Source organism: Pseudomonas sp. NPDC089752 (assembly GCF_044748725.1).
In the GTDB taxonomy this organism is placed as follows: domain Bacteria; phylum Pseudomonadota; class Gammaproteobacteria; order Pseudomonadales; family Pseudomonadaceae; genus Aquipseudomonas.
The window spans coordinates 126,933-153,892 of the sequence record NZ_JBIVGP010000009.1; the positions used below are offsets into that span (position 1 = coordinate 126,933).

The 26,960-nt window shown below is 63.3% G+C and carries 20 protein-coding genes and 2 pseudogenes; 10 read left to right on the plus strand and 12 right to left on the minus strand.

The genetic code is table 11. From position 1 onward, the window contains the following. The first annotated feature begins 26 nt into the window (after positions 1 to 26). Complete coding sequence (locus ACIPZF_RS17045; RefSeq protein WP_400801451.1) at positions 27 to 5,072, plus strand: AAA family ATPase; 5,046 nt, start codon at positions 27 to 29, stop codon at positions 5,070 to 5,072. 102 nt (positions 5,073 to 5,174) lie between these two features. Here ACIPZF_RS17045 and ycaC (ACIPZF_RS17050) read toward each other — a convergent pair whose 3' ends face one another. Together ycaC (ACIPZF_RS17050) and ACIPZF_RS17055 are read right to left on the minus strand one after the other, a co-directional pair. After that, the gene (gene ycaC / locus ACIPZF_RS17050; protein WP_004375560.1) at positions 5,175 to 5,801 is read right to left on the minus strand and encodes an isochorismate family cysteine hydrolase YcaC; all 627 of its coding nucleotides are present in this window, start codon (positions 5,799 to 5,801) and stop codon (positions 5,175 to 5,177) included. Positions 5,802 to 5,876: 75 nt separating this feature from the next. Further along, positions 5,877 to 6,248, minus strand: a complete 372-nt coding sequence (locus ACIPZF_RS17055; protein WP_400801453.1) for a helix-turn-helix domain-containing protein — start codon at positions 6,246 to 6,248, stop codon at positions 5,877 to 5,879. A gap of 153 nt (positions 6,249 to 6,401) precedes the next feature. Between ACIPZF_RS17055 and ACIPZF_RS17060 the strand changes: the two genes are divergently transcribed. Further along, positions 6,402 to 7,376 (plus strand): GlxA family transcriptional regulator, encoded by a 975-nt coding sequence (locus tag ACIPZF_RS17060; protein WP_400801455.1) that lies wholly within the window; start codon positions 6,402 to 6,404, stop codon positions 7,374 to 7,376. Positions 7,377 to 7,498: 122 nt separating this feature from the next. Next, complete coding sequence (locus ACIPZF_RS17065; protein ID WP_400801457.1) at positions 7,499 to 9,286, plus strand: monovalent cation:proton antiporter-2 (CPA2) family protein; 1,788 nt, start codon at positions 7,499 to 7,501, stop codon at positions 9,284 to 9,286. A 4-nt stretch (positions 9,287 to 9,290) separates the two neighbouring features. Here ACIPZF_RS17065 and ACIPZF_RS17070 read toward each other — a convergent pair whose 3' ends face one another. Further along, positions 9,291 to 9,575, minus strand: a complete 285-nt coding sequence (locus ACIPZF_RS17070; RefSeq protein WP_400801459.1) for a HigA family addiction module antitoxin — start codon at positions 9,573 to 9,575, stop codon at positions 9,291 to 9,293. Between the two features lie 12 nt (positions 9,576 to 9,587). Continuing rightward, positions 9,588 to 9,866 (minus strand): type II toxin-antitoxin system RelE/ParE family toxin, encoded by a 279-nt coding sequence (locus ACIPZF_RS17075; protein WP_400801606.1) that lies wholly within the window; start codon positions 9,864 to 9,866, stop codon positions 9,588 to 9,590. 514 nt (positions 9,867 to 10,380) lie between these two features. Between ACIPZF_RS17075 and ACIPZF_RS17080 the strand changes: the two are divergent. Next, positions 10,381 to 10,675: pseudogene (locus tag ACIPZF_RS17080) on the plus strand (DUF3077 domain-containing protein). Positions 10,676 to 10,853: 178 nt separating this feature from the next. Here ACIPZF_RS17080 and ycaC (ACIPZF_RS17085) read toward each other — a convergent pair. Then, the gene (ycaC, locus tag ACIPZF_RS17085; protein ID WP_400801461.1) at positions 10,854 to 11,483 is read right to left on the minus strand and encodes an isochorismate family cysteine hydrolase YcaC; all 630 of its coding nucleotides are present in this window, start codon (positions 11,481 to 11,483) and stop codon (positions 10,854 to 10,856) included. A gap of 135 nt (positions 11,484 to 11,618) precedes the next feature. Between ycaC (ACIPZF_RS17085) and ACIPZF_RS17090 the strand changes: the two genes are divergently transcribed. The 3 genes from ACIPZF_RS17090 (at position 11,619) to ACIPZF_RS17100 (ending at position 14,328) form a co-directional block, all read left to right on the plus strand. Beyond that, entirely contained in the window at positions 11,619 to 12,530 is a 912-nt protein-coding gene (locus ACIPZF_RS17090) for a LysR substrate-binding domain-containing protein (RefSeq protein WP_400801463.1), read from the plus strand. Positions 12,531 to 12,739: 209 nt separating this feature from the next. Next, positions 12,740 to 14,002, plus strand: a complete 1,263-nt coding sequence (locus ACIPZF_RS17095) for an OprD family porin (protein ID WP_400801465.1) — start codon at positions 12,740 to 12,742, stop codon at positions 14,000 to 14,002. Between the two features lie 176 nt (positions 14,003 to 14,178). Then, positions 14,179 to 14,328, plus strand: a complete 150-nt coding sequence (locus tag ACIPZF_RS17100) for a hypothetical protein (RefSeq protein WP_400801466.1) — start codon at positions 14,179 to 14,181, stop codon at positions 14,326 to 14,328. 66 nt (positions 14,329 to 14,394) lie between these two features. Here the strand turns inward: ACIPZF_RS17100 and ACIPZF_RS17105 are convergent, their stop codons facing one another. From ACIPZF_RS17105 to ycaC (ACIPZF_RS17115), 3 genes are all read right to left on the minus strand, one after another. Continuing rightward, complete coding sequence (locus ACIPZF_RS17105) at positions 14,395 to 16,377, minus strand: amidohydrolase (protein WP_400801467.1); 1,983 nt, start codon at positions 16,375 to 16,377, stop codon at positions 14,395 to 14,397. Positions 16,378 to 16,506: 129 nt separating this feature from the next. Beyond that, positions 16,507 to 16,815, minus strand: coding sequence for a hypothetical protein (locus ACIPZF_RS17110; RefSeq protein WP_400801468.1), 309 nt, complete (start codon positions 16,813 to 16,815; stop codon positions 16,507 to 16,509). 114 nt (positions 16,816 to 16,929) lie between these two features. Beyond that, positions 16,930 to 17,559 carry an isochorismate family cysteine hydrolase YcaC gene (ycaC, locus tag ACIPZF_RS17115; protein ID WP_400801469.1) on the minus strand — a complete coding sequence of 210 codons (630 nt, stop codon included), beginning with the start codon at positions 17,557 to 17,559 and terminating at the stop codon, positions 16,930 to 16,932. A 293-nt stretch (positions 17,560 to 17,852) separates the two neighbouring features. Here ycaC (ACIPZF_RS17115) and ACIPZF_RS17120 point away from each other — a divergent pair, with 293 nt between their 5' ends. Continuing rightward, the gene (locus ACIPZF_RS17120; RefSeq protein ID WP_400801471.1) at positions 17,853 to 19,280 is read left to right on the plus strand and encodes a mechanosensitive ion channel domain-containing protein; all 1,428 of its coding nucleotides are present in this window, start codon (positions 17,853 to 17,855) and stop codon (positions 19,278 to 19,280) included. 97 nt (positions 19,281 to 19,377) lie between these two features. Here ACIPZF_RS17120 and ACIPZF_RS17125 read toward each other — a convergent pair whose 3' ends face one another. Both ACIPZF_RS17125 and ACIPZF_RS17130 read right to left on the minus strand, forming a co-directional pair. Continuing rightward, the gene (locus ACIPZF_RS17125; protein WP_400801473.1) at positions 19,378 to 20,664 is read right to left on the minus strand and encodes an NAD(P)/FAD-dependent oxidoreductase; all 1,287 of its coding nucleotides are present in this window, start codon (positions 20,662 to 20,664) and stop codon (positions 19,378 to 19,380) included. Between the two features lie 151 nt (positions 20,665 to 20,815). Further along, positions 20,816 to 22,306: an aldehyde dehydrogenase family protein gene (locus ACIPZF_RS17130; RefSeq protein WP_400801475.1), complete on the minus strand. Its 1,491-nt coding sequence runs from the start codon at positions 22,304 to 22,306 to the stop codon at positions 20,816 to 20,818. A 136-nt stretch (positions 22,307 to 22,442) separates the two neighbouring features. On the opposite strand from ACIPZF_RS17130, the gene ACIPZF_RS17135 reads away from it, so the two are divergent. Then, on the plus strand, positions 22,443 to 23,327 hold the full coding sequence (locus ACIPZF_RS17135; RefSeq protein ID WP_400801477.1) for a LysR family transcriptional regulator: 885 nt from the start codon (positions 22,443 to 22,445) through the stop codon (positions 23,325 to 23,327). 151 nt (positions 23,328 to 23,478) lie between these two features. Continuing rightward, positions 23,479 to 24,864, plus strand: a complete 1,386-nt coding sequence (locus ACIPZF_RS17140) for a VOC family protein (RefSeq protein ID WP_400801479.1) — start codon at positions 23,479 to 23,481, stop codon at positions 24,862 to 24,864. 103 nt (positions 24,865 to 24,967) lie between these two features. On the opposite strand, the gene ACIPZF_RS17145 is transcribed toward ACIPZF_RS17140, so the two are convergent. Both ACIPZF_RS17145 and ACIPZF_RS17150 read right to left on the minus strand, forming a co-directional pair. Continuing rightward, positions 24,968 to 25,831 (minus strand): methyl-accepting chemotaxis protein, encoded by an 864-nt coding sequence (locus ACIPZF_RS17145; RefSeq protein ID WP_400801608.1) that lies wholly within the window; start codon positions 25,829 to 25,831, stop codon positions 24,968 to 24,970. Further along, positions 25,829 to 26,869: pseudogene (locus ACIPZF_RS17150) on the minus strand (Cache 3/Cache 2 fusion domain-containing protein); the annotation flags it as partial. The gene ACIPZF_RS17145 and the pseudogene ACIPZF_RS17150, both read right to left, overlap by 3 nt. Positions 26,870 to 26,960 lie beyond the last annotated feature (91 nt).

The following is a 26,960-nucleotide window of genomic DNA, read 5'->3' on the forward strand; positions in this document are numbered from 1 at the left end:
GGGATGTCGCTGGCAGGGGGTACTTGATGCTTGATGAACGCCTTGCGCAAAGGCCTGTCGATTATGACCAGTCGATCGACGAAACCTGGTTGACCCGGTGCGACATCACGCAGGAGGGCCAGGAGGGCGACCTCACTTACTTCCGCCTGCGCGACCCCGTCACCCGCCAAGCCTGGCTGGCTATACGCGCACCGGTCGAAGCCCCGGGCGCATGCCAACGCCTCGAACGCGACTATCGCTTGCAGTTGGACCCACAATGGGCCGTCATCCCCTCGGCCTTCTTGCGCTCCGCCGAAGGCCCGCTGCTGGTGTACCCAGCCGACCGCTCCGTCGCCGACCTCATTGCCCGGGGCCCTGCGCCGCTTGAGGAATTTTTCGAGGTGGCAGTAAACGCCGCCAGCGCATTGGCGCAGGCCCACGAAGATAACGTGCTGCATGGCGCATTGCAGCCAGAACACGTGTGCATCCAGCAACCAAAACGCGTCCGGCTGAGCTGCTTTCGCGCCGACGGTGCGCAGCGGGTCAGCGGGCAGAACGCACCGATCGGCAACTGGTCCTACCTGGCGCCCGAGCAGATCTGCCCCCATGGCAGCAGCACTGATCAACGCAGCGATATTTACGCCCTCGGCGCGATTCTCTACCAACTGTTGCTGGGCGAGCTGCCACTGAGCGGACGCGACAAGCCGCACTGGCGCCAGCTGCATGCAGGCGTGCAACCTCGGGCTGCAGGCGAAGTCGACAGCAAGGTGCCACTGGCGCTCAGCCGCATTCTCGCCAAGGCATTGGCAAAAGAGCCGGACGTCCGCTATCAGAGCGCCCAAGCCTTGGCCATCGACCTCGCCCATTGCCGCCGGCAGTGGGCCTCGAACAAGGCGATCGAAGATTTTGAACCGGGCATCGCCGACAGCAACGCGCCCAGCCACGAGCGCCTGTATGGCCGCAGCGCCGAGCTGAATGCTATCGCCCTGTTGCTGAAGTCGCTGCGCCGCAGCAGCACTGCGCAAGCATTGCTCATAGAAGGCGCCGCTGGCATGGGCAAGTCCAGCCTGGTCGCTAGCGCGCTCAAGGCGGGCGCGAACGGTTACTGGGCGACCGGCAAGTGCAACAATTCTGATCAGGCGGTGCCCTACGGCCCCTGGAGAGAAATCCTCCAGTCGCTGACCACCCAGCTGCTGGCGAAGAACAGCCAGGACCTGGATGCACTGTGCCGCGAGATCCTGCATCGCATCAAGGGTCGTGGCCGGTTGCTGGGCAAGCTGGCCCCGGAGCTCAAGCTGATCATCGGCCCTTTGCCCGAACTGCCGGAGAAACCGACACGGCTTGCCCTGCAGAAAGAGCTGCGAGCCATCGTCGAATTCCTTCACGTGTTCAGCCGGCCAGGGCAGCCGCTGACGTTGTTTCTGGACGACATGCAATGGGCCGACGATGCCACCCGCCACTTGCTGACGGAGCTGTTCGCCAACGCCCCGGGCAATTTGCTGTTGATCGTCGCTCAACGAAACGATACTCGACCTGCCAGCGCAGTCATCAGCGCCCCAGCGAGTATCCGCCGTACAACCATGAACCTGCGCCCGCTCACCACAGGCGCCGTGATGGAACTGATCGCCGAGCGCTACCGTGTGCCGCCGGAAATGGCTCTGCAGGTTGCCGAGCTCGTACACGCAAAGACCGCCGGCAACCCTTTTTTCATCAATCAGATTCTCACGGCCATGGTCGAGGATCGGCTGTTCACCTTCGACACCCAAGCCATGTGCTGGACCTGGTCGCTGGAAGCCGTGGCCAGGCACCGGTATGCCGACAACGTTGCCGACCTCATGATCCAGCGCCTGACGCGCCTGCCTGCTGCCCAGCGCGACGTGCTGCGTGTCGCCAGTGCTGTCGGCAACCATTGCGATGAGCTTTTGCTGGAGAACCTGCTTGCCAACCCTGGCGGGCCAATAAAAATTCTGGTTGCCGCAGGCTTCCTGCTGCCTGGCGCAAAGGGCCTGGCCTTCGCCCATGATCGCGTGCAGGAGGCCGCTTACGCACTCACGCCCGAACACGAGCGACAAACGCTGCACACGCGTGTTGCCCAAACCATGCACCGAACCTGGATAAACCAGCCACACGATACGGTTTTCGCTATCGCCAACCAGCTGCAACGCGCCAACCCACGGGCCTTTGCAGCCGATGATTGCGAGGCGTTCCTGCCATTGCTGCGCGAAGCTGCACAGCGTGCCCGCGACAATGGCGCCATCGACCAGACCGCCGGCTACCTGAACACCGCCGACCACCTGCTGCGGCTGGCGGCAGGGCCCGATACCCATGCCACCCATGCCTTCGCCGTCGCCTGCATGGCGGCCGAATGCGACATGCAACTGTCGCGCATGCCACAGGCGCACGCGCATATCATCGAATGCCAGCGACGGGCGAGCACGACCCTGGACCAAGCCAGGGTCTGCAGGCTGCAAGCCCGCTTGCACACCATGCAGGGCGATTACCAGGCGGCCATCAGTGCGGCGGTGGGCGGCCTCGAACTACTGGGCATCAACCTCGCCCGCGGCTCCGATCCGGCCCAGGTGCAAGCCAGCCATGCCCGCGTGCAGGCCCTGATCGAGCAGAAAGGCCGTCACTGCCTGGAATCGTTGCCGCGCACCGATTCGGAAGATGTGGCGGTTGCCATCAGCCTGCTGGCGACCCTGTCGTCCTCTTTTTTCGTGCAGGACGACATCTGCTTTCTGCATCTGGCCAAGCTCATGGAGCTGTCGCTGATCCACGGTGTCGCGCCAGGCAGCACCTACGGCCTGGCCTGGTACGGGGTGATGATCGCCGAGCGCTTCGGTGCCTACCATGATGGGCATGCCTACAGCCTGGCGGCGCTCAAGCTGATCGAGCGGCATGGCTTCGAGGCCGACCTGACCTGCGCCCTGCTCGCTCTCGACCAGGTCAGCGCCTGGACCGCGCCCATGGAGTTCGCCCGGCGCACGGCGCTGGAGGCGGTCGATTCCGGCCGTTTGAGCGGCGATCTGGCCATGAGCTGCTATGCCTGCAATCACCTGGTCTCGGACTCGTTGTTCATGGGCCGCGAGCTGCGCGAGGTGGCCGACGAAGTGGAGCAAGGCCTGGCCACCGTGCGCCGCGTTGGTTATAGCGATGTCGAGCAGATTCTGCTGGCCCAACAGGTATTCGTGGCCAACCTGACAGGCAGCGCCCTCCTGGACTCGAGCGTCGCGACAAGCTCGCGCACGACGCTGTTCTTCAGGCACCTGTTCAGCGGCATGTCGGCCTTTTACCTGGGCAACGTCGAACAGGCCATGGGCAGCCTGGCATGTGCCGGCGAACACGCCTGGGCAGCACCCGCGCACATCAACCTGGCCGACTACCACCTGTTCCACGGCCTGACCCTGGGCAGTGCGCAAGCCCCGGGCAGCGTCGCCAGCAAACGGGCCACATTGCACGGCATACACGCGCGATTCGCCGCCTGGGCGAACTTCAACCCGCAGACCTTCCGCAGCAAGCTGCTGCTGATCGAAGGGGTCATCGCCAAGCTCGACGGCGATGGCCTGGCCGCCATCCGCTGCTTCGACCAGGCGCAAATCGCCGCCACGGCTGCCGGCTTCATTCACGAACAGGCCCTGGCCCACGAACAACTGGCCGAAGTGTGCATCCCCAGCGGGCTGATCTCCGGTGCCAACCTGCACCTGCGTATCGCCCGCGATTGTTTTCATATCTGGGGCGCGACCGGCAAGGTGCGCCAGCTGGAGACCCTGCACCCGTTCCTGCGCACGCAGCCGGTGCAGGAAACCTACCGCACCTCCAGCCAGGCGCGGCTGGACCTGGAGGCCGGTATCGAAGCTGCGCGGGCCTTGTCCGAAGAAGTGCTGCTCGAAGGGCTGATCGAAACGTTGATGGGCCACCTGACCCAGCACTCCGGCGCCGACCACGGCGCCCTGCTGATCGTCAGTGGTGCCGAGTTTCAGATGGCGGCCCTGGCGTACATCGACGACGCCGGCCTGCACGTGCACATGGACAACTGCCAGAAATTCCTCACCCAGGCCCCTCTGTCGGTCGTCAATGCCACCCTGCGCACCAAGAAGCCGCTGGTGCTCAACGACGCGCTCAGCGATTGCCCGGAAGCCTTCCGCCAGGAGCTGCACGCGCGCAATGCACGCTCGGTGCTGTGCCTGCCGCTGGTGATCCAGGGTGTGCTGATCGGCCTGGTCTATCTGGAAAACCGCCTGGTGCCGAACCTGTTCGGCAGTCAGCGCCTGGCCATGCTGGAGATACTGGCCTCGCAGGCGGCGGTGTCGCTGCAGACGGCCAAGTTTTATACGCGGCTGGCCGAAGATACCCAGGCCCGCGTGCAGATGGAGGCCGAACTGCGCCGCTCGCGCGCGGAGCTGGCCAGCAGTGCGCACCTGCAGGTGATGAACGAACTGTCAGCATCGATCGCCCACGAAATCAGCCAGCCGCTGTTGGGCATCGCCTCCAATGCCTCGGCCAGCCTGCGCTGGCTGAAGCGTGAACAACCCGACCTGGACGAGGCCATCGCCGGCCTGGAGGATATCCGTAACGACAGCGAACGTGCCGCCAACATCGTGCGGGCGTTGCGTTCATTGGCCAAGCAAGCGCCGATGCAGCTCAAGGCGGTGAAACTCGATGAGCTGATCCTGCAGGTGGTGCGGCTGACCTCGGCAGATGCCGGCAAATGCGCGGTGAACGTGCAGACCCGGTTGCAGGCGCAGGTGAGCGTGATGGCCGATACCGTGCAGCTCCAGCAATTGGTGTTCAACCTGATCACCAATGCGCTGGAAGCCCTGGCGGGGTACCGCAGTGATGGGGTGCTGCGGATTTCGTCTGCGGTGCAGGGGGACAGGGTGGAGATTTGCGTGGACGACAACGGGCCGGGGATCGTACCGGAGGAACGTGATCGCGTATTCGAGGCGTTCTACACCACCAAGAGTGCCGGACTGGGGATGGGGCTGGCGATCTGCAGTTCAGTGGTGCAGGCCCATGGTGGGCAGTTGCAGGCAGAGGTTTCGGAGCTGGGTGGGTGCCAGATCAGGTTCAGTTTACCTGTGGGTCACTCATAGTCTGTACCGGCCTCTTCGCGGGGCAAGCCCGCTCCCACAGGGCCTGCACTAAACCTTGTGGGAGCGGGCTTGCCCCGCGAAAGGGACGGCGAAGACTTCAGATCAACGCGCGCTCAACGCCGCATAGCTGTTCATCAGGTTGCGGTAGTTGGGAATGCGCTGCGACAGCAGATTACCCAGCCCTTCAATGTCATTGCGCCAGTCGCGATGCAGCTCGCAGGCCACCGAGAACCAGTTCATCATCTGCGCGCCTGCCTGAGTCATGCGCACCCATGCCGCTTGCTGCACGGTTTCATTGAAGGTGCCCGAAGCATCGGTCACCACGAACACCTCAAAGCCCTCGGCCAGCGCCGACAGGGTCGGGAACGCCACGCACACGTCGGTGACCACACCGGCGATGATCAGTTGCTTGCGGCCGGTGGCCTTGATCGCCTTGACGAAGTCTTCGTTGTCCCAGGCGTTGATCTGGCCAGGGCGGGCAATGTACGGGGCGTCGGGGAACATCTCTTTGAGTTCCGGCACCAGCGGGCCATTGGGGCCTTGCTCGAAGCTGGTGGTGAGGATGGTCGGCAGACCAAAGAACTTCGCCAGGTCGCCCAGGGCCAGTACGTTGTTCTTGAATTCGTTCGGCGAGAAGTCCTGAACCAGCGAAATCAGTCCAGTCTGGTGGTCGACCAGCAGGACCACGGCGTCATCTTTGTTCAGGCGCTTGTAATCAGGTTGGCTCATGGGGGGTGACTCCTTGGGTTGGGAAAACGGGCCCGGCACTGTTCGCAAGGGTTTATACCGAGGGATTAAGCCGGCTTAAGGGTGTGCGTCCATCCGCGTCGCCTGGCGCCAGGCCTTGGGCGGCTGACCGACCAGGCGGCTGAAGGCGCGAGTGAAATGGGCCTGGTCGCAGAAGCCACACTCAAGGCTGACATGGGTGATCGGCGCCTCGGTAGCCAACAGGCGCTTGGCTTTCTCCATGCGCGCCAGCAGGCGCCAGGCCTGGGGCGACAGGCCAGTGGTGACCTTGAAGGCACGGGAGAAATGGCTTCGGGTGAGGTTGCACACCCCGGCGATCTCGATGATCGACAGCGAGCTGTGCAACATCAGCTGCTTGGCCTGGTGCAGGCGCGCAAAGGTCAGCGCGCCGCAGGCACGGGGGTTGTCATGGGGCGTCCCAGGGTGCATGGCGACTCTCCTGTTCAATGCAGAAAGTCTCGCCCTTGGCGCATGACAAAGTCCTGAGCCAAACCTGAATAGTTCTTAATTAAGCGCGGCTGGTCACTCCGCCATGGTGATACCTTAAGATGCACGTCGTATTCAGTTTCAGGCGAAAGAGCCATGCAAGAAACCCGCGCTCATCGCACCGTGGCCATGGTGCTGTTCAACGATGTGCTGCTGCTGGATGTCACCGGCCCCATGGATGCCTTCGCCATCGCCAACCGGTTCTTGCCCGCAGAGCGGCATTACCGGCTGGTCACCGTGGCGGACAGTCAGGCGACCATTCGCGGCTCATGCGGCTTGCGGGTGATCGCCGACCTGCCCCTGGAAGACTTGCCGACCGCTGTCGACCTGCTGCTGGTACCCGGCGGGCCGGGCGCCTATGACGTCGCTCTGCCGGCGCTGGAGCGTTGGTTGCCGAAGGCCGTGCGCAGTGCCAAACGCTTCGGCGCCATCTGCACCGGGGTGTTCGTGCTCGGGCGGGCCGGGCTGCTCGGCGGTTACCGGTGTACCACGCACTGGAATTATGTCGAACGCCTGGCCCGGGCGTTCCCAGATGCGAAGGTCGAGACCGAACAGATCTACGTGGTCGACCGCAACCTGGTCACCTCCGGCGGCATCACGGCCGGCATAGACCTGGCACTGGCCATCGTTGCCGAAGACCACGGCAAGGCGCTGGCCCTGGAAGTGGCCAAGGTGTTGCTGGTGGCCCGCCATCGCCAAGGTGGGCAAACGCCCTACGGGCCGCTGCTGGCAGCGGTACCCCGCGATGGTTCGGCGATTGCGCGGGTGCAGGCGTATATCGTCGACCACATCGACCAGGCGTTTACCGTGCAGACCATGGCTGACCTGGTGGCGATGAGTGCGCGCAATTTCGCCCGCACCTTCCAGCGCGAAGTGGGCATCACGCCGCTGCAGTACCTGCAGAACGCCCGCATAGACCAGGCGCGCCGGCTGCTGGAAGGCAGCGACCTGCCGTTGAAGGTGGTGGCGGCGCAGTGCGGGTTTGGCAGCGATCGGCATATGCGCAAGGTATTCTGCGAGCGGATCGGGATGACGCCGGCGCAGTACCGGGCGCAGTTTGGCGGTGGCTGACTGTCAGCTTTGACAGGACAATGTTTCACCCCGCAGCCTGATTGTCTTAACCGCCCGCAATCCCCAGAATTGTCCGCCACACTGTTCAAACGCTGCCCCGGCAGCTCATGGAGTACGAGCCAATGCCACACGAAGGCAGCCTTCTGCAAACTGCGGTGATCTTCCTGTTCGCCGCTGTCCTCGCCGTTCCCCTGGCCAAACGCCTGCAGCTGGGGGCTGTGATCGGCTACCTGCTGGCCGGCGTGGCCATTGGCCCGCAAGCGCTGGGCCTGATCCGCGACACCGAGAGCGTGGCGCACATTTCCGAACTTGGCGTGGTCCTGCTGCTGTTCATCATCGGTCTGGAACTGTCGCCCAAACGCCTGTGGCTGATGCGCAAGTCGGTGTTTGGCGTGGGTACCGCCCAGGTGCTGCTGACCGGCGCAGCCATAGGCGCCATCGCCCTGTTCGGCTTCGGTCAATCGCTGGCGGCAGCCATCGTGGTCGGCCTGGGCCTGGCGCTGTCGTCCACCGCCCTGGGCCTGCAGAGCCTGGCCGAAAGCAAGCAGCTCAATGCCCCGCATGGTCGCCTGGCGTTCGCCATTCTGCTGTTCCAGGACATCGCCGCGATCCCGCTGATCGCCCTGGTTCCGCTGCTGGCCGCCAGTGGCCCGGACACCAGTCAGGGTGACAGCCTGGAGCATGGCCTGAAGGTGTTCGCCAGCATTGCCGTGGTGATCGTCGGTGGTCGCTATTTGCTGCGCCCGGTGTTTCGCATCGTCGCCCGCACCGGCTTGCCGGAAGTGTCCACCGCCACCGCGCTGCTGGTGGTGATCGGCACCGCCTGGCTGATGGAAGAAGCTGGCGTTTCCATGGCGTTGGGTGCCTTCCTCGCCGGTTTGCTGTTGGCCGATTCGGAATACCGGCATGAACTGGAGTCGCAGATCGAGCCCTTCAAAGGCCTGCTGCTGGGGCTGTTCTTCATGAGCGTCGGCATGGGCGCCAACCTCAGCCTGCTGCTGGAAATGCCGTGGGTGCTGCTGGGCCTGACCTTGCTGCTGGTGGGGGTAAAGCTCGCGCTGCTGATCGGCGTCGGCCGCCTGGCCGGTGGCCTCAACAGCGCCAGCGCCCTGCGCCTGGGCATGGTGCTCGCGGCCGGTGGTGAATTCGCCTTCGTGGTGTTCAAGCTGGGCAAGGACCAAGGGCTGTTCGACACCCAGACCTACGACCTGCTGCTGATGACCATCACCCTGTCGATGGCCATCACCCCGCTGCTGATGCTCGGCTGCGCCCGCGCCCTCAAGCGCCCGCAACCGGCGCGTGAAGTGCCCGAGCAATACAAGAGCATCGATGCCGGCACCCCGCGAGTGGTGATCGTGGGTATGGGCCGCATGGGCCAGATCGTCTCGCGCATCCTTCGTGCGCAGAAAATTCCCTTCGTCGCACTGGAGACCTCGGTGGACGCCATCGAGATGACCCGCATGTTCGAACAGGCCCCGGTGTTCTACGGCGACCCGCTGCGCCCCGAGGTGCTGCATGCGGCCAAGGTTGGCGAGGCGGAGTATTTCGTGATCACAACTGACGACCCGGAAGTCACCACACGCACGGCGGAGCGGGTCAAGCGCCTGTACCCACACCTGAAAGTGCTGGCCCGTGCACGTAACCGGCAGCATGTGCACAAGTTGGTGGACGTGGGTGCGGAGCCGATTCGTGAGACGTTTTATTCGAGCCTGGAGATGAGCCGGCGGGCGCTGGTTGGGCTGGGGTTGAGCGGTGAACAGGCGGCGGACCGCATCGCACGGTTCACCCAGCATGATGAGGAAGTGCTGGAGGCGCAGGGGCAGGTGCGGGACGATCGGGCCAAGGTGATGCAGACGGCGAAGGAGGCGCGGGTGGAGTTGGAGCGGTTGTTTGATTCGGATGCGGATTGATTGATCAGGCGAGCACCAGCCGCGCTATTTGAGGATGCTCACGGTGCGCGGCCTGCCACAGATCGTAGGCTGCCTGTTCGGCAAGGTACTGCCGAGCAGGACCAAGGCCTGCCAACTCTAGACGATAAGCAAGATCAGCTGAAATAGCGGCGCGCCCATTGAGCACGGTGGATAACTGCCCCCGAGAATAGCCCAGGTGGCGAGCCAACTCAGAGACGTTCATGCCAATGGCGGGCAACACGTCTTCTCGCAAGGACTCCCCAGGATGGGGAGGATCGAACATGGGCATGACTCATGCCTCCTAGTGGTAGTCCAGATAATCGACGAGCTCCACATCGGTTCCAACGAAGCGGAACACCAGACGCCAGTTCCCCGAAACATTCACTGCCCAAAAGCAATCCAGCTTTCCCTGCAAGGAATGAAGACGGTAACCAGGACGGTTCATGTCTGCAGGCGTTTGTGCAATTTCAAGAGAAGCGAGCAAACGCCGCAAGCGAGCAACATGGTCTGCGCGCACACCTGATGAATCGCCTTGCCAGTGAAGAAGCCTCAGGCTCTTGTGCCTGAAACTCTTGATCATGTGAAATCGAGTGTAAGGCCAAGCCTTACACTTTTCAAGTTTGCTGTTGGGAGGTTCATCGACGTATTCCTGAAGCATTTCCGGGTTGCCTATTTTGGTCTTGGCTTCCCGGTTTGGCGCCTTTATGCCATCCGTTCTTGGCGTCAGACATTTCCCAAAAGAGAGATAAGTCATAGCTAGATCCGATAACCCGAGCTTCAGCAGTGTCCTACTGTTTTTCTGACCAATTCCTACGCAATCGAAGTGCCTGAGGAATTACCCTACAAACCGTGTCGACGCCCGTCTGATTGTCCGGGGAAGGCCTGCTCTCTAGGCTGACCCGGTCGCTGTCGGTTCAGCGATCGGGTGTGGAAACCCGGGAGGTGCTATTGGAATGGCTGTCGATATGGCAGCTGTGCGCGGGAGGCCGAATGGCCTGCCGGGGTTCCGATAGCCTGGCTTTCCACCCCGCGTACAGCCGCCACCCTTCGCGTGGAAACGGACGGTGCCGGTCAATCTCTATCGGAAATTGACTATGAAAAAGATTGTTCCAGATCCGCCCCTACCATCCACAGCCCACCGCGCTTTCGACCGCTGCGGCGCTGGCCATCCACCCCTGTTCTCCGTCAATCCCTACGTCCCTGCCCACGATGCCTTGGTACATGTGGCGCAATACCTGCGCGGTGCATACGAGTCTGGCTATAAAGCGCTTGAGCATCTGGATGAAACAGGCAAGAGTCTGTTCTGGAGCAATCTCAATGCCGTAGAAATGGCTGAAGGCGTGGTCGAGGCTTTTGCTGAATGGGATTGAGTCACAGCCTGTGAATTGATGTGGTCTGTGCTGGCCCCTTCGCGGCTGAAGCCGCTCCCACTGGAATCATCACCGCTCTCTGGTTGAGCGCTGTGCCTGTGGGAGCGGGTTTATCCCGCGAAAGGGCCGGCTCACCAACAAAAAAAGGCCGGCTCCCACAGAGGGAACCGGCCTTTTCACTTAAAGCTTGTTAGCTATTACTTACCCGCAGTAAGGGCGTTATAGCTGGTCATCAAATTCCGATAATCCGGGATGTGGTTCGAGCACAGCGCCGCCAGCCCTTCCACGTCATTGCGCCAGTCGCGGTGCAGCTCACAAGCTACACCAAACCAGGTCATCATCTGCGCACCCGCCTGGCTCATGCGGTCATGAGCCGCATCACGGGTCATTTCGTTGAAGGTCCCGGAAGCATCGGTCACCACGAACACGTCAAACTCTTCTTCCAACGCCGACAGCGCCGGGAACGCCACGCACACCTCGGTCACCACACCGGCAATGATCAGCTGCTTTTTGCCAGTGGCCTTCACCGCCTTGACGAAATCTTCGTTATCCCAGGCGTTGATCTGGCCAGGGCGGGCGATGTAGGGGGCATCCGGGAACAGTGCTTTCAACTCTGGGACCAGCGGGCCGTTCGGGCCTTGCTCGAAGCTGGTGGTGAGAATGGTCGGCAGGTTGAAGAACTTGGCCAGGTCAGCCAGGGCCAGCACGTTGTTCTTGAACTTGTCCGGCTCGATGTCACGCACCAGCGACAGCAGGCCAGCCTGGTGGTCGACCAGCAGTACGGCGGCGTCATCTTTGTTCAGGCGGTTGTAGGTGAATTTGCTCATGGTCTGTGCTCCTAAGGTTTATGAAGTTTTCAGCAATCTGGGGTGTTTCGCGTTGATGGGCACAGATTAAAATCTTCACCTTAGCAGCGGTAGACGGCGAAAATTGCCTTTAGCGTTCCATCTGGAGAACGATCATTGGAAGACCTCAACTCCCTCTATTACTTCACCCAAGTGGTAGAGCACGGCGGCTTCGCGCCGGCCGGGCGGGCGCTGGACATGCCCAAGTCGAAACTCAGCCGGCGCATCGCCGACCTTGAGGACCGCCTGGGTGTGCGCCTGCTGCACCGCACCAGCCGGCACTGCTCGCTGACCGAGATTGGCCAGGCCTATTACAACCGTTGCCTGGCCATGCGCGTGGAGGCCGAGGGCGCGGCGGAGATCATCGAGCGCAACCGCAGCGAACCGCGCGGCCTGGTGCGCATCAGCTGCCCGACCACCCTGCTCAATTCCTGGGTCGGGCCGATGCTCACCCGCTACATGCTCAAGTACCCGCAGGTGGAACTGTTCATCGAGAGCACCAACCGCCGCGTCGACCTGCTGCACGAAGGTTTCGACGTGGCGCTGCGGGTGCGCTTCCCGCCGCTTGAAAACACCGACATGGTGATGAAGGTACTGAGCAACAGTACCCAATGCCTGGTGGGCCAACCGCAATACCTGGAACAACTGCCCGAAGGCTTTGACCCGCAACTGCTCGGCACGCTGCCCAGCGTGCATTGGGGTAGCGCCCAGCGTGAGTACCAGTGGGAGCTGTTCCAGGGCGAGGACATGAGCCGCAGCATCGTCATCCCGCACACACCGCGCATGGTCACCGACGATCTGTTCGCGCTGCGCCATTTCGTCGTGGCCGGGGTCGGCATTGCGCATCTGCCGCGGGTTGCAGTGCGCGAAGACCTGGCGGCCGGACGGCTGGTGGAACTGATCCCCGATTGGCATCCACGCTGCGGCATCGTGCATGCGATCTTCCCGTCACGGCGCGGGTTGTTGCCGTCGGTGCGCTCGCTGATCGATCACCTGGCAGAGGAATTCGCCATCAGCGACATGGCTTGAGTCGGTTACTGTCAGTTCCGGCCCTTTCGCGGGACAAGCCCGCTCCCACAGATTCACCGCTACATTCAGTCTGAGCGGAGTACATGTGGGAGCGGACTTGCCCCGCGAAGAGGCCGCAACAGGCACAGCAGATCCCCAGCCAGCACACGCTTACAAGACCCTGTCCTTTCGTAACCCCACACTCCCGGATCATTCATCCCGGAGCCCCCATGATCCGCGCCACCCACGGACCAGGCCGCGCCCTGCTCGCCACCCTCGCCCTCTGCCCGGCACTCAGCCAGGCAGAAGAACCCGGCTGGTCGCTGCTCAGCCGCAACTATTTCCTGCACAGCGACTTCCGCCACCCGTCCGCCAGCGGCCAGAATTACCGCCAGGAATGGGCCCAGGGTTTCATCGGCGAACTCCGTTCGGGCTTCACCGAAGGCCCCGTCGGTGTCGGCATTGACGCCCACGGCTTCCTCGGCCTCAAGCTCGACGGCGGTCGTGGCCATGCCGGCACCGGCCTGCTGCCCCGCGACAGCGATGGCCGCGCCGAGTCGGATTATTCCAGCGCCGGCGCCGCCCTGAAGCTGCGCCTGGGCAATACCCAACTGCGCTACGGCGAAATGACCGTTGAGACTCCGGTGTTCGACACGGGTGACAAACGCCTGCACCCGGAGTACGCCAGCGGTTGGTTCGTTGAAAGCACCGACCTGCCCGACTGGCGCCTGCAGGCCGGCCGCTTCACCGCATTCAACAACCAGGACAACAGCTCGACCCACGACGACTTCAGCGGCTACGGCGCCACCACCCAGGGCCGCGCCATCAGCCTGGCCGGTGCTACCTACGCATTCAGTGACGTATTCGGTGGCTCGCTGTATACCGGCGAGTTACAAGACACCTGGCGCCAGGCCTATCTCAATCTGAACCTGGCCGAAGGCAACTGGCACCTGGATGGCAACCTCTACAGGACCCGCGACACGGGCGAAGCCAGCGCCGGCGCTATCGACACCCTAGCCTATAGCCTGCTGGCCAAATACAGCTTCGGCGCCCAGGCGCTGACTTTGGCCTACCAGAAAGTGGAAGGCGACACCCCGTTCGATTTCGTCGGCGGCGATTCGATCTACCTGGCCAACGCGATCAAGTACGCCGATTTCAACGGCCCCGGCGAAGCGTCGTGGCAACTGCGTTACGACCTGAACTTCACGACCTTCGGCGCCCCCGGCTTGAGCCTGATGGGCCGCTACGTCAGCGGCCGCGATATCGATGGCACCCATGCTCCGGCCAACGGCGTCTACGTCGAGCAGCAAGGCCAGGGTGGCAAGCACTGGGAACGCGATATCGAGATGAAATACGTCGTGCAGTCGGGCGCGACCAAAGACCTCAGCCTGTCGATCGCCCACGTCAGCCATCGCGCCAACCAAGCTCAGGCTGGCGATGACATCGACCGGATCTACCTGATCATCGAGTACCCACTCAAAGGTGGCTGGTGACAAATGGCTGAAGAGAGGACCGATTGGCGACCACGGTCAGTGTGCTAATTGCATGAGATTTCCCACAATAAGGGCTCATGCTTCTGAAAGATCCAGCGGACTTTGGCTAAAGCCCACTGGACAGGGCAGGCATAGGATTTCTCGGGCAACGCCAACCATACCCTAAGGAAATCACCATGAAGAAGATCGCATTGATTGCACTGCTGGCCACCGCCGGAATGGCGCAGGTTGCCTACGCACAGTTCCCACCGCCATCCATTGAATGCCCGGCAGGCACTTATCCGACGCCGGCTGGCCATTGTCAGCCGGACTTCGAATTTGATTGACAGCCTGTTAACGGGCTTATCCCCTTTCGCGGGCTTACTCGCGAAAGGGGCCTGCTTCGAATCCGCTTAGAAAGCGAAGCAGGAACAACCCAGCGCCCCCCAGAAACCCTGATAGTCATTCACCGGCACGCTCGACTTGCGCGCCGTGTCATGGCTGTGCGCATGCACCCCACATGGGCCGCTGCACACGTGCACCGCCGCCGCCAACGACGGCGTACCGACGCGCCAATGCCCTGGCACCTTGGCCACCGGCGACCATTCGGGTAGCACCGGCACTTGCGGTGGGCCGAGCCTGTCGAACTCGCCAGCGCCGTATACCACCTTGCCGTCGACGATGGTCAGCACCGACTCGATACCCTTGATCGCCTCTTCCTCGACACTGAAGAAGTCCAGCGAGAGTGCCGCCAGGTCGGCCAACTGGCCCACCTTGATCTGGCCCTTCTTGCCCTGCTCGCTGGAGAACCAGGCACTGCCCTGGGTGAACAGTTGCAGCGCGGTGTCGCGGTCCAGGCCTTGCGGGTACAGCTCCATGCCACCGACAGTCTTGCCGCTGACCAGCCAGTACAGCGATGTCCACGGGTTGTAGCTGGAGACGCGGGTGGCGTCGGTACCGGCACCTACCGGCACGCCCATCTCGAGCATGCGCTTGATTGGCGGGGTCTGCTCGGCGGCCTTGGCGCCGTAGCGGTCGACGAAGTATTCCCCCTGGAAGGCCATGCGGTCCTGAATGGCAATACCGCCGCCCAGGGCCCGAACGCGTTCGATGTTCTGCGGGGTGATGGTCTCGGCATGGTCGAAGAACCACGGCAGGCCGTTGAACGGGATGTCGCGGTTGACCTTCTCGAACACGTCGAGCATGCGCGTGATCGATTCGTTGTAGGTCGCGTGCAGGCGGAACGGCCAACGCTGCTCGACCAGATGGCGGACCACCGGCTCAAGTTCTTCTTCCATGGTTTGCGGCAGGTCCGGGCGCGGTTCGAGGAAGTCCTCGAAGTCGGCGGCGGAGAACACCAGCATCTCGCCAGCACCGTTATGACGCAGGAAGTCGGTGCCGCTGTGCAGCTTGACGCTGGAGGTCCACTTCTTGAAATCGTCCAGCTCTTCCTTGGGCTTCTGGGTGAACAGGTTGTAGGCGATGCGCACGGTCAGCTGGTTGTTGTCGGCCAGCTCTTGAATCACCGAATAGTCGTCCGGGAAGTTCTGATAGCCGCCGCCGGCATCGATGGCGCTGGTCAGGCCCAGGCGGTTGAGCTCGCGCATGAACTGGCGGGTCGAGTTGACCTGGTATTCCAGCGGTAGCTTCGGCCCTTTGGCCAAGGTGGCGTATAGGATCATCGCATTGGGGCGAGCGATGAGCATGCCGGTCGGGTTGCCGAACTTGTCGCGCTGGATCTCGCCGCCCGGCGGGTTCGGCGTGGCCTTGTCGTAGCCCACAGCCTTGAGTGCGGCGCGGTTGAGCAGTGCGCGGTCGTACAGGTGCAGGAGGAACACCGGGGTGTCGGGCGCGGCCTGGTTGATTTCTTCCAGGGTCGGCATGCGTTTTTCGGCGAACTGGAATTCGTTCCAGCCACCGACAACACGCACCCACTGCGGGGTTGGCGTGCGTGCGGCCTGGTCCTTGAGCATGCGCAGGGCATCGGCCACTGACGGCACGCCTTCCCAGCGCAGTTCCAGGTTGTAGTTCAGGCCGCCGCGGATCAGGTGCAGGTGCGAGTCGTTCAGGCCCGGGATCACCGTGCGCTGCTTGAGGTCGATGATCTGCGTGGCGCTGCCCTTGTGGGCCATGGCCTCGGCGTCGTTGCCCACGGCAATGAAGCGGCCGTCCTTGATGGCGACGGCGGTGGCCGTGGGGTTTTCACGGTCGACCGTGTGCAGCTTGCCGTTGAACAGAATCAGGTCGGCGGTCATGGAACCTCCTTGGATGGATGCGTGGGCGGAACCGGCGGAGCCGGTGAAGGGCAGTGCCGACCAGAGCGCGCCAGCGGCACCGAGCACGGTGCTCTTGGCGAGGAACTGGCGACGGCTGTTGTCGTTGGGGTCCTGGGACATGGTCTTCTCCGTCTATGTGAGGCGGCAGGCGCAACGGTGGAGCATGCCGGTTCCAGCCTGGCCGGGATTGCATGGATGTGCGGTGGGTGAAGGTTAGCCTTGATCAGGTGTTGTGCAGCCTGTCTCGGCTCAGCCACGCAGCCAGTTGGCGCAGCGGCGTGTAACCCACGGCATGATGTAGAACACCACGGGCAGGATGACGAACAGGTTGACGATCAGGTTGCCGGTGACCGGCCCGCCCAATTGCGGGAAGCGCGCGAACAGCGGCGCCAGCAATTGCGGAATGACCATGGTCATCGGGCAGATCACCAGATACGTCAGCAGCGCCTGCTTCCAGCGTGGCGGTTGTGCTGCCGGTGTGCCCAGCGGGCTGTCGAGCACCTGGTGTTGCAGGCATACGGTCACTACTTCGCGGTTGTCTTGGATTGCGGTGTTCATCGGCGTTCCTTGGGATGAGCTTGCCCGCATCCACTGTGCAACGGCGGACGGGCGGAGGATTGGATGGGTGTGCTGCCCTGGGCGGGCACCGACTGGCGGTGCCCCGGGCTCGGCTTACTTGTTGGCGTTGAAGGCGTTGTAGCTGGTCATCAGGTTGCGGTAGTCGGGGATGTGGTTGGAGCACAGCGCGGCCAGGCCTTCGACGTCGTTGCGCCAGTCACGGTGCAGCTCACAGGCCACGCCGAACCAGGTCATCAATTGCGCGCCGGCCTGGCTCATGCGGTCGTGGGCGGCGTCGCGGGTCATGGCGTTGAACGTGCCGGAAGCGTCGGTCACCACGAACACATCGAACTCCTCTTCCAGGGCAGCCAGGGCCGGGAAGGCGACGCACACTTCAGTGACCACACCGGCGATGATCAGCTGCTTCTTGCCGGTGGCTTTCACGGCTTTGACAAAGTCTTCGTTGTCCCAGGCGTTGATCTGGCCTGGGCGGGCGATGTAGGGGGCGTCCGGGAACAATTCTTTCAGCTCTGGCACCAGTGGGCCGTTGGGGCCTTGTTCGAAGCTGGTGGTGAGGATGGTCGGCAGGTTGAAGAACTTGGCGAGGTCGGCCAGGGCCAGCACGTTGTTCTTGAACGCGTCCGGCTCGATGTCGCGGACCAGGGACAGCAGGCCAGCCTGATGGTCGACCAGCAGAACGGCGGCGTCGTCTTTGTTCAGGCGGTTGTATTTGAAGTTGGTCATGGTCGTGCTCCTAAGGGTTTTGATGTTCAGTAAGTTGGGTGTTTCGCGTTGATGGGAGAAGATTAAAACCATCACCTTTTGAGCGGTAGATAGTGGTTTTTGGCTTTAGCGTTCTGTTTTAGGAACGATGGATTTTGTGTATCTGGACCGGCCCTTTCGCGGCTGAAGCCGCTCCCACGGCACCGTCGCAGTGGGAGCGGCTTTAGCCGCGAAAGGGCCAATTCAGTCACCCATTGCTTGCCTGCCCAACCTGCTTTATTACTACCCCCAGCCCCCTCACCCCCGAGACCATCATGCTGGCCTTCATCCAGTCCTCCCCGTTGTTGCTCGGCACCACCCTGATCCTGCTCGACCTCATCCTCTGGCAACTCATCCCCATCCAGCGCCGCGCCTGGCGCATCGGCGCGCGGCTGGCGATCTTCCTGCTGTTCAGCTGGGTGCTGGTGACCGCCGGTATGAGCCCGCTGCAACCACCACCTTGGGTCGACGATGTGTCACGCAACCTGATGGCGACAGTGCTGGCGATCGGCTGGTGGCTGTTCGGTGCGCGCACGGTGACGGTGGTGTTCGGCCTGCTGCTGGTGGCGCGTGGCAGCCATGGCGGGCGGTTGCTGCAGGATGTGCTGGGGGCGCTGATCTTCCTGGTCGCCGTGGTGGCCGCCGCAGGCTATGTCTTGCAGCTGCCGGTCAAGGGCCTGCTGGCCACCTCCGGGGTCATGGCCATCGTCATCGGCCTGGCGTTGCAAAGCACCCTGGCCGACGTGTTCAGCGGCATCGTGCTGAACACCACGCGGCCGTATCAGATTGGCGATTCGATTTCCATCGATGGCACCGAGGGCAAGGTGGTGGATATCGACTGGCGCGCCACCCGGATGATCACCGGCACCGGCAGCCTGGCGGTGATCCCCAACTCGGTGGCGGCCAAGGCCAAGCTGCTCAACCATAGCCGCCCGGCTGACCGGCACGGCGTATCGATCAGCGTGGTGGTGCCCGCCAAGGTGCGCCCCAGACGGGTGTTCGACGCGCTGGAAAAAGCCCTGCAAGGCACCAGCGCCCTGCTCCTTTCGCCTGCGCCCAAGGTGTCGGTGAAAACCTCGACGCTGGAGTCGGTGGAGTACGAGGCCAGCGGCTTTATCGCCGACGTCGCGCGCAAGACCGAAGTACGCAATCAGCTGTTCGACCTGGCCCACCGGCACCTGGAAGCCAGCGGGGTGATGTGGAATGTCGACCTGGCCATGGCGCCGCGCAGTCGCCAGCGCGAGGTGCTGGATGAGGTGCGAGTGTTCCGTTCGCTGAGCATTGAGGAGCGCGATGCGTTGAGCCAGCGCATGACCGCCGTGGAATACCTGGCCGACCAGGTGGTGCTGGGCGTGGGCGAGCATTCCGATCACCTGTTGGTGATTGGCAGCGGCGTGGTTTCGGCGTCGGTGCGCGATGGCGACAAGTTGCTGGAGGCCGGGCGCATGGGGCCGGGGGAAGTACTGGGGATCGAGGGCATCATCGATGAGGATGACTCGTTTGCCGAGTTCCGCACGTTGACCAGTTGCGTGCTATATCGCATCGACAAGGAGCAGGTGAAGAGCTGTCTGGTCCAGCGTGGTGAAGTGCAGACGGCGTTGAGCAAGCTGCAGCGGTTCAGGCGTCAGAGCCGGGAATCGTTGTTGTTGCAGAAGCCGACATTGGTCAAGAAAGGCGGGTTTCTCAGCTGGTTACACAAGTAATCTGTTGCCTGTAATGGCCTCTTCGCGGGGCAAGCCCGCTCCCACAGGTTGTGCGGATAACTGTGGGAGCGGGCTTGCCCCGCGAAGAGGCCAGTCGTTACAACACAACTCTCAAGCACTGCCCCGCGTGATACAGCGAAAAACCGGACTCGTAAAACGCCGTGCGCAACGACGGCGCACTCACCCCGGTCATCGCCGAGAACGGAATCGGCAAGCTGTCTGCTTCACCTTTGAGCAAGAACTCGGCAAACGCTCGGCCGATCACTGTCCCCGTGGTATTGCCCCGCCCGTTATAGCCGGTCACCGCAACCAACCCAGGCGCCGGCTCGAATAGCCGCATCAGGTGGTCTGGCGTAAAGTCGATGCAACCCGTCCAGTGCATCTCCCACTCGACCTTGCCCAATTCCGGGTAGTAATGGCTCTGAATGCGATCAGCCCAACTGCGCACGAACCACGCCGGCTTGTTGTCGACCCGGCCAAGGCTGCCGAGCAGCAGGCGGCCCTGGTCGTCGCGGCGGATGCTGCTGAGCACGGTGCGGGTGTCCCATGAACCCTGGCCGTGGGGCAGAACCTTGTCAGCCGCAGCGCCGTGCAGCGGTTTTGAAGCCACCTGGTAGTAGTAACCGCGGAAGAACTGCTTCTGCAGGTTGCTCCAGTCACCTTCGGTGTAGGCGCCGGTAGAGATCACCACCTTGTCGGCACGCACCGAACCGCTCGCGGTCTTGACCCGCCAGGCGTCACCGTCGCGCTCCAGCCCTTCGACGGCCGATTGCTGGAATAGCTTGCCGCCCAGGCGCACAACCGCTGCGGCCAGGCCCTGGGTGTAGCCCATGGGGTTGATGGTGCCGGCGCGGCGGTCGAGCAGCGCGGCGGAAATCTTGTCGGTGCCACAGTATTCCTGACACTGAGCGCCGGTCAGCAACTGCACATCGGCGCCGCGCCGGCTCCACTGTTCATGGCGGGCTTCGAGGTCGGCGATGCCGGTGGCGTTGTGCGCCATGTGCAGCGTGCCTTTGTGCTGCGCCTGGCAGTCGATGCCGAGGCGGTCGATCATGGCGAAGACCTCGCCAGGCGCGTCGCCGAGCACCTTGTTCAGGCGGCTGCCCTGCTTCTGGCCGAGGGTCGCCTCGACATCGTCGGGGCGGATCCAGGTGCCGGCGTTGACCAGGCCGACGTTGCGACCGGAGCCGCCATGGCCAATCTTCCAAGCCTCCAGCAGGATCACCGACTTGCCCTGTTCGAGCAGGTGAATGGCCGCCGACAGGCCGGTTATGCCGCCGCCGATAATGCAAACATCCGCCTTGTGCTCACCGGCCAGGGTCTGGGCGGCGACGGTCGGCTGGCTGACGTGTTCCCACAAGCATTGTTGACGCAGTTCGGACATGGCCCGGCTCCAACCGTATTATTCTTGTTGGGGCCGCGCTGTGCGGCCCTTTCGCGGGTCAAGCCCGCTCCCACAATGATCCTGCCAACACCGATCATTGTGGGAGCGGGCTTGCCCGCGAACCGGGGGCTGTGCCCCCGGCCATACAGCATCAATCGAACACGATACCCTGCGCCAGCGGCAGCTCGCGCGAGTAGTTCACGGTGTTGGTCTGGCGCCGCATGTACCCTTTCCAGGCATCCGACCCCGACTCACGCCCGCCACCGGTTTCCTTCTCTCCCCCAAACGCACCGCCAATCTCGGCGCCGCTGGTACCGATATTGACGTTGGCGATACCGCAATCACTGCCCGAGGCACTCTGGAAGCGCTCCGCCTCACGAATATCGGTGGTGAAGATGCACGACGACAAGCCCTGTGGCACTTCGTTGTTCAGGCGCAGGGCCTCTTCGAAGTCGTCGTAGGCCAGCACGTAGAGAATCGGCGCGAAGGTTTCGTGGCGTACCACATCGCTCTGCGCGGGCATCTCGGCGATGGCCGGCGATACGTAGTAAGCGTTCGGGAATTGGGCAGCCAACTGACGCTCGCCACCGAACACCTCGCCGCCTTCATCGCGAGCCTGTGCCAGCGCGCCCTGCATCGCATCGAACGACAGCTTGTCGATCAGCGGGCCAACCAGGTTGTCCTTGCGCGGGTCGCCGATACGCACCTTGGCGTAGGCGGCTTTGACGCGGGCAACCACTTCGTCCTTGATCGAACGATGCACGATCAGCCGGCGCAGGGTGGTGCAGCGCTGGCCGGCGGTGCCGACGGCGGAGAACAGGATGCCGCGCACAGCGAGGTCCAGATCGGCGCTCGGGGCCAGGATCATGGCGTTATTGCCGCCCAGCTCCAGAATGCTGCGGCCGAAACGGGCTGCCACGCGCGGGCCGACTTCGCGGCCCATGCGGGTGCTGCCGGTGGCGCTGACCAGAGGCACACGCGGGTCATCGACCAGCGCTTCGCCCGCTTCACGGCCACCGATGACCAGTTGCGCCAAGCCAGCCGGGGCATCGCCGAAGGCCTTCAGAGCTTTTTCGAACAGCGCCTGGCAAGCCAGCGCGGTCAGCGGGGTTTTCTCGGACGGCTTCCACACCACTGCGTTGCCAGCGACCAATGCCAGAGCGGTGTTCCAGGCCCACACCGCGACCGGGAAGTTGAACGCGCTGATCACGCCGACCACGCCCAGCGGGTGCCAGGTTTCACGCATGTGGTGGCCAGGGCGTTCGGAGGCGATGGTCAGGCCGTACAGTTGGCGCGACAGGCCCACGGCGAAATCGCAGATATCGATCATTTCCTGCACTTCGCCCAGGCCTTCCTGGGTGATCTTGCCGGCTTCGATCGACACCAGCTCGCCGAGGTCGGCCTTGTGCTCACGCAGCACTTCGCCGAACAGGCGCACCAATTCGCCACGGCGCGGGGCCGGCACGCTGCGCCAGGCTTCGAAGGCGCTGTGCGCCTGGTCGATGATGGCGGTGGTCTCGACCTTGCCGAGCAGCTTCACCGAGGCAATCTGGCTGCCGTCGATCGGCGTGTGAACAGGGTAGTCACCCTGGGTGTGAGCCGCGGCGGCAACGCCAAGGCGTTCGAGCAATCCAGCAACCATTTGTGCATCTCCTACATCGGGTGATGAGTTGGAAAAATGATGGGGATCAGTATTAATCCGATCACATCGGTGCAACAAACGACCTTTATTCCGCATATCATTCCGTCAGGTAATGATTTAAGCCGCAGAGAACGCTATGTCCAAACGCCTGGTGCCTTCCATGACCGCCCTGCAGTGTTTCGAGGCTGCAGCCCGCCACTTGAGCTTCACCCGCGCCGCCGAAGAGCTGCACCTGACCCAGAGCGCGGTCAGCAAACAGGTGGCGCAGCTCGAAGAAATGCTGCGTCACCACCTGTTTCTGCGCATCCGCCGGCGTTTGCAGCTGACACCCGCTGGCAGCCTGTACCTGGCCGAGGTCAACAAGATCCTCACCCAGGTCGACATGTCCAGCCGCTATGTGCTGACCTACGGCGAGCAGACCGAGATATTGAAGGTAGCTACTCAACCGAGTTTTGGCGTGCGCTGGTTGATCCCGCACCTCAAGGGCTTCGGCAAGCGCCACAACAACATCCACCTGGACATCCGCAACGAGATGGAGCCGTTCGCCTTGCTGCAGGGCTCGGCGGATGTGGTGTTCTTCTATGGGCAGGGGACCTGGCCGGGGGCTACTTGCATCGAGTTGTTCGGCGAAGAAGTGCTGCCTGTGTGCGCGCCGGAGCTGCTGGCGGGGCGCGAACTTAGCAGTGCCGCAGAGCTGGCCGAACTGGTGCTGCTGCAGAGCACCTCGCGGCCGGAGGCCTGGCACGAGTGGTTTCTGGAGCTGGGATTGGATAGCGTCAACGCCTACCACGGGCCGCGCTTCGATACCTTCTACATGGCCTTGAGTGCGGCCGAAGCGGGTTGTGGGGTGGCCTTGGTGCCGCGTTATCTAGTGGCCAGGGAACTGGCCGAGGGGAGCTTGGTGATTGCTTGGGACCATGCGATGCCCAGTGCCGGGAAGCATTACCTGGCGTATGCCGAGCATGCGGCGGAGGTGCCGAAGGTGCGGGCGTTGGTGGAGTGGATTCGGGAGCAGCTCTAGGCTTGAGGGCCTCTGTGGGAGCGGGCTTGCCCCGCGAAGAGGCCCTAAAGGTCGATCAAAAAAGGAATGACTCAACCACTTTTTTTCGCTTGCGAGGCCAATGCATTCCCAGCTTTCATGTAACCGCCCTAACCCAATCAGGAAGCTAGCGATGCCCGCCCACGATTTCGTCAGCCCCGACAGCATACGCGCGCAGTTCTCTGCCGCCATGTCGCTCATGTACAAACAGGAAGTGCCGCTCTACGGCACGCTGCTGGAGCTGGTGAGCGAAATCAACCAGCAGGTCATGGCCCAGCAACCCAAGGTCGCCGAAGCCCTGCGCTGGACCGGCGAGGTCGAGCGCCTGGATCAGGAACGCCACGGCGCCATCCGCGTCGGCACGGCCGAAGAGCTGGCCACCATCGCCCGGCTGTTCGCCGTCATGGGCATGCAGCCAGTCGGCTACTACGACCTCAGTTCCGCTGGCGTACCCGTGCACTCCACCGCGTTCCGCGCCGTGCACGAACAGGCACTGCACGTCAGCCCCTTCCGCGTGTTCACGTCGTTGCTGCGCCTGGAACTGATCGACAACCCGGCCCTGCGCGAGCTGGCCCGGAGCATCCTGGCCAGGCGCAAGATCTTCAGCGCCCGCGCCCTCGAACTGATCGCCCAATGCGAGCGCGAGGGCGGCCTGAACGCGGCCGACGCCGACGCCTTCGTGCAGGAAGCGCTGCACACCTTCCGCTGGCACCAGGACGCCACGGTCAGCGCCGAGCAATATCAGCAGCTGCACGACCAACATCGCCTGATTGCCGATGTGGTGGCGTTCAAGGGCCCGCATATCAATCACCTCACACCTCGCACGCTGGACATCGACGCGATTCAACTTGGCATGCCGGCCAAGGGCATCCCGCCCAAGGCCGTGGTCGAAGGCCCGCCTACCCGCCGTCATCCGATCCTGCTGCGCCAGACCAGCTTCAAAGCACTGCAGGAGACCGTTGCGTTCAACGACCACCAGGGTAGCCATACCGCTCGCTTCGGCGAGATCGAACAACGTGGCGCGGCGCTGACGCCCAAGGGACGCCAGCTGTATGACCGGCTGCTCGACGCTACCCGGGCGGCATTGGGTGGCGCGCCAGCCGAGTCGAATGCCGAGCGATATGGGGCACTCCTGAAAGAACAGTTCGCTGCATTCCCGGATGACCTGGCGCAGATGCGTGAGCAGGGACTGGCGTATTTCCGCTACTTCGCCACGGACAAGGGCCTGGCTGCGCGTGAGCAGGCTGGTCGGCCGACCACTTTGCAAGGCCTGATCGACGCAGGTCATGTGCACTTCGAGGCGTTGGTGTATGAGGACTTCTTGCCGGTGAGCGCGGCGGGGATCTTCCAGTCAAACCTGGGGGATGAGGCCCAGGCAGACTATGGCAGCAATGCCAACCGCGAGGCGTTCGAGGCGGCGCTGGGGCTGCCGGTGCAGGATGAGCTGGCGTTGTATGCGCAGAGCGAGCGGCGGTCGCTGCAGGCGTGTGCGCAGGCGTTGAATCTGAGGGCAATGTAAGACTTCCTGGCCTCTTCGCGGGCAAGCCCGCTCCCACAGGGTCTTGTGCAATCCTTGTGGGAGCGGGCTTGCCCGCGAAGAGGCCGGCACAGCCAACCTCTATCTACACCCGAAACCGATCCACTTCCTGACGCAACTGCGCCGCCAATCCTTCCAGCTCACGGGCGGTAAAGGCCAGTTCATTGGCCACATCGCGCTGCTCGCTGTTGGCCTGGGCAATGCTCTGCAGGTTGCGGCTGAGCACGGTGGCGGTGCTGCTCTGCTCCTGGGTCGCAGTGCTGATCACGGTGAACTGCTCGCCCGCCGCGCGGCTCTGCTCATCGATGCGCGCCAGCGCCTCGGCCACCTTGTCATTGCGCTGCAAGCCTTCCTGCATCAGCAGATTGCCCTGCTCCAGGGTGCTGATGGCATGGCCGGTCTGCTGCTGAATGCTGGCGATCATCCCGGAGATCTCATCGGTTGCCTGGCGCGTACGCGCCGCCAGCCCGCGGACCTCGTCGGCGACCACGGCAAAGCCGCGGCCCTGCTCGCCCGCACGGGCCGCTTCGATGGCCGCGTTGAGCGCCAGCAGGTTGGTCTGCTCGGCAATCGCAGTAATTACCCCGACGATGCCGCCGATTTCCTGCGAACGGGCGCCCAGGGTGTCCATCACTGTGGCAGTGCCGCCCAGCGCTTCGGCGATCTGGCGCAGCGAGCTCGACGCTTCATCCATGGCCGTGCGGCCAATGCGCGTCTGCTGGGCGTTGTCGCGGGCCATGCGCTCGGTGCCGGCCATGTTGTCGGCGATGTTCATCGAGGTGGCGCTGAATTCCTCCACCGCACCGGCCATGCTGGTGATTTCGCCGGACTGCTGGTCCATGCCTTCGCAGGCGCCTGCCGACAGGCCGGCCAGCGAACGGGCGCGGCCACTGACCTGCTCGGACGCGCCGCGAATGTGCTCGACCATGGTCGCCAGGGCTTCGCCCATCTTGTTGAAGCTGCGCGCCAGTTGGCCGATTTCGTCATGGCTGGTCACCGCCAGGCGCGCGTTCAGGTCGCCGGCGCCGAGTGCATTGGCCTGGCGTACCAGATCGTCGAGCGGGCGCAGTTTGCGCCGCAGCAGCCACAGCGTGGCGGCCACGGCCAGCAGCATCGCCAGCAGGCTGCCGATGGCCAGGCGCGTCCCCACACTCCAGGTCACTTCGCGGATTTCCGCCTTGGGCATGCTGGCAACCACGGTCCATGGGCCTTCGGCGAACGGTGCCGAGGCGCTGAACAGGTCCTGATCGGCATTGGCGGGCGGCACCAGCCACTGACCTTGGTCGTCACGGATGGCCAGCGACCCGGTTTCGCCAATGCGGAAGCGCTTGAGGTTGTTGAACTGCGCATTCTGCGCATCGGTGTAATCGAAGCCGACGAAAAGTACCGCGATCACCCGGCCATTGCCGTCGCTCACGGGTACATAACGGGTCATGTAGTTACGCTCGAACAGCACTGCCCGGCCCACGTACATCTGCCCCGCCAGCAACTTTGCATAAGCCGGATGCTGGCGGTCGAGGTGGGTGCCGATCGCGCGGCTGCCGTCCTGTTTTTTCAGGTTGGTGGTGATGCGTATGAAGTCATCCCCACTGCGCACGAACAGCGTGGCGATGCCCGCGGTCATCTGCTGGAATTCATCCACCTGCTGGAAGTCGTTGTTCAACAGATGCTCGCCCAGGTACAACGCAGGCGTGGCCTGCCCGGCAACCTGCACGGTTTCGCCGGCATGCAGCGACAGCCCCGAGGCAAAGCGACGCTCGAACAAGCCGCTCAAGCGTTGCGTGTTGTCCTTGAGCGAACCGTGGAAGGTTTCCAGCTGGTCGGCCAGCAGGCGCGCCTCGCTGGCCAAGTGCGCCTGGCGCGTGGCGAGGTTGGCGTCGTCCAGGGAACGCAGGGCGAAAAGGGTACTGCCGGTGATCACCAGCGCCAGCACGATGGCGAGGGCGATACCGAGCTGCGAGGCGATGCGGGCACGCGGTTGAGACATAAAGAAGCTCCTGGCAAACGGCCGGGATCATCCTGATCACGCTGACCGCCTGCTGGTTATCGACGGAGAATCGCGCCCTCTTTCCGGGACG

Bases quoted from the DNA above. Each gene is read 5' to 3' on its own strand.
- ycaC (WP_004375560.1), bottom strand. From the start codon at position 5,801: ATGAGCCAACCTGATTACAAGCGCCTGAACAAAGATGACGCCGTGGTC.
- ACIPZF_RS17110 (WP_400801468.1), bottom strand. From the start codon at position 16,815: ATGAACACCGCAATCCAAGACAACCGCGAAGTAGTGACCGTATGCCTG.
- ACIPZF_RS17125 (WP_400801473.1), bottom strand. From the start codon at position 20,664: ATGTCCGAACTGCGTCAACAATGCTTGTGGGAACACGTCAGCCAGCCG.
- ACIPZF_RS17060 (WP_400801455.1), top strand. From the start codon at position 6,402: ATGCAAGAAACCCGCGCTCATCGCACCGTGGCCATGGTGCTGTTCAAC.
- ACIPZF_RS17055 (WP_400801453.1), bottom strand. From the start codon at position 6,248: ATGCACCCTGGGACGCCCCATGACAACCCCCGTGCCTGCGGCGCGCTG.
- ACIPZF_RS17100 (WP_400801466.1), top strand. From the start codon at position 14,179: ATGAAGAAGATCGCATTGATTGCACTGCTGGCCACCGCCGGAATGGCG.
- ACIPZF_RS17145 (WP_400801608.1), bottom strand. From the start codon at position 25,831: ATGGGCGAAGCCCTGGCGACCATGGTCGAGCACATTCGCGGCGCGTCC.
- ACIPZF_RS17120 (WP_400801471.1), top strand. From the start codon at position 17,853: ATGCTGGCCTTCATCCAGTCCTCCCCGTTGTTGCTCGGCACCACCCTG.
- ACIPZF_RS17070 (WP_400801459.1), bottom strand. From the start codon at position 9,575: ATGCCCATGTTCGATCCTCCCCATCCTGGGGAGTCCTTGCGAGAAGAC.
- ACIPZF_RS17135 (WP_400801477.1), top strand. From the start codon at position 22,443: ATGTCCAAACGCCTGGTGCCTTCCATGACCGCCCTGCAGTGTTTCGAG.
- ycaC (WP_400801469.1), bottom strand. From the start codon at position 17,559: ATGACCAACTTCAAATACAACCGCCTGAACAAAGACGACGCCGCCGTT.
- ACIPZF_RS17095 (WP_400801465.1), top strand. From the start codon at position 12,740: ATGATCCGCGCCACCCACGGACCAGGCCGCGCCCTGCTCGCCACCCTC.
- ycaC (WP_400801461.1), bottom strand. From the start codon at position 11,483: ATGAGCAAATTCACCTACAACCGCCTGAACAAAGATGACGCCGCCGTA.
- ACIPZF_RS17105 (WP_400801467.1), bottom strand. From the start codon at position 16,377: ATGTCCCAGGACCCCAACGACAACAGCCGTCGCCAGTTCCTCGCCAAG.
- ACIPZF_RS17130 (WP_400801475.1), bottom strand. From the start codon at position 22,306: ATGGTTGCTGGATTGCTCGAACGCCTTGGCGTTGCCGCCGCGGCTCAC.
- ACIPZF_RS17140 (WP_400801479.1), top strand. From the start codon at position 23,479: ATGCCCGCCCACGATTTCGTCAGCCCCGACAGCATACGCGCGCAGTTC.
- ACIPZF_RS17075 (WP_400801606.1), bottom strand. From the start codon at position 9,866: ATGATCAAGAGTTTCAGGCACAAGAGCCTGAGGCTTCTTCACTGGCAA.
- ACIPZF_RS17065 (WP_400801457.1), top strand. From the start codon at position 7,499: ATGCCACACGAAGGCAGCCTTCTGCAAACTGCGGTGATCTTCCTGTTC.
- ACIPZF_RS17045 (WP_400801451.1), top strand. From the start codon at position 27: ATGCTTGATGAACGCCTTGCGCAAAGGCCTGTCGATTATGACCAGTCG.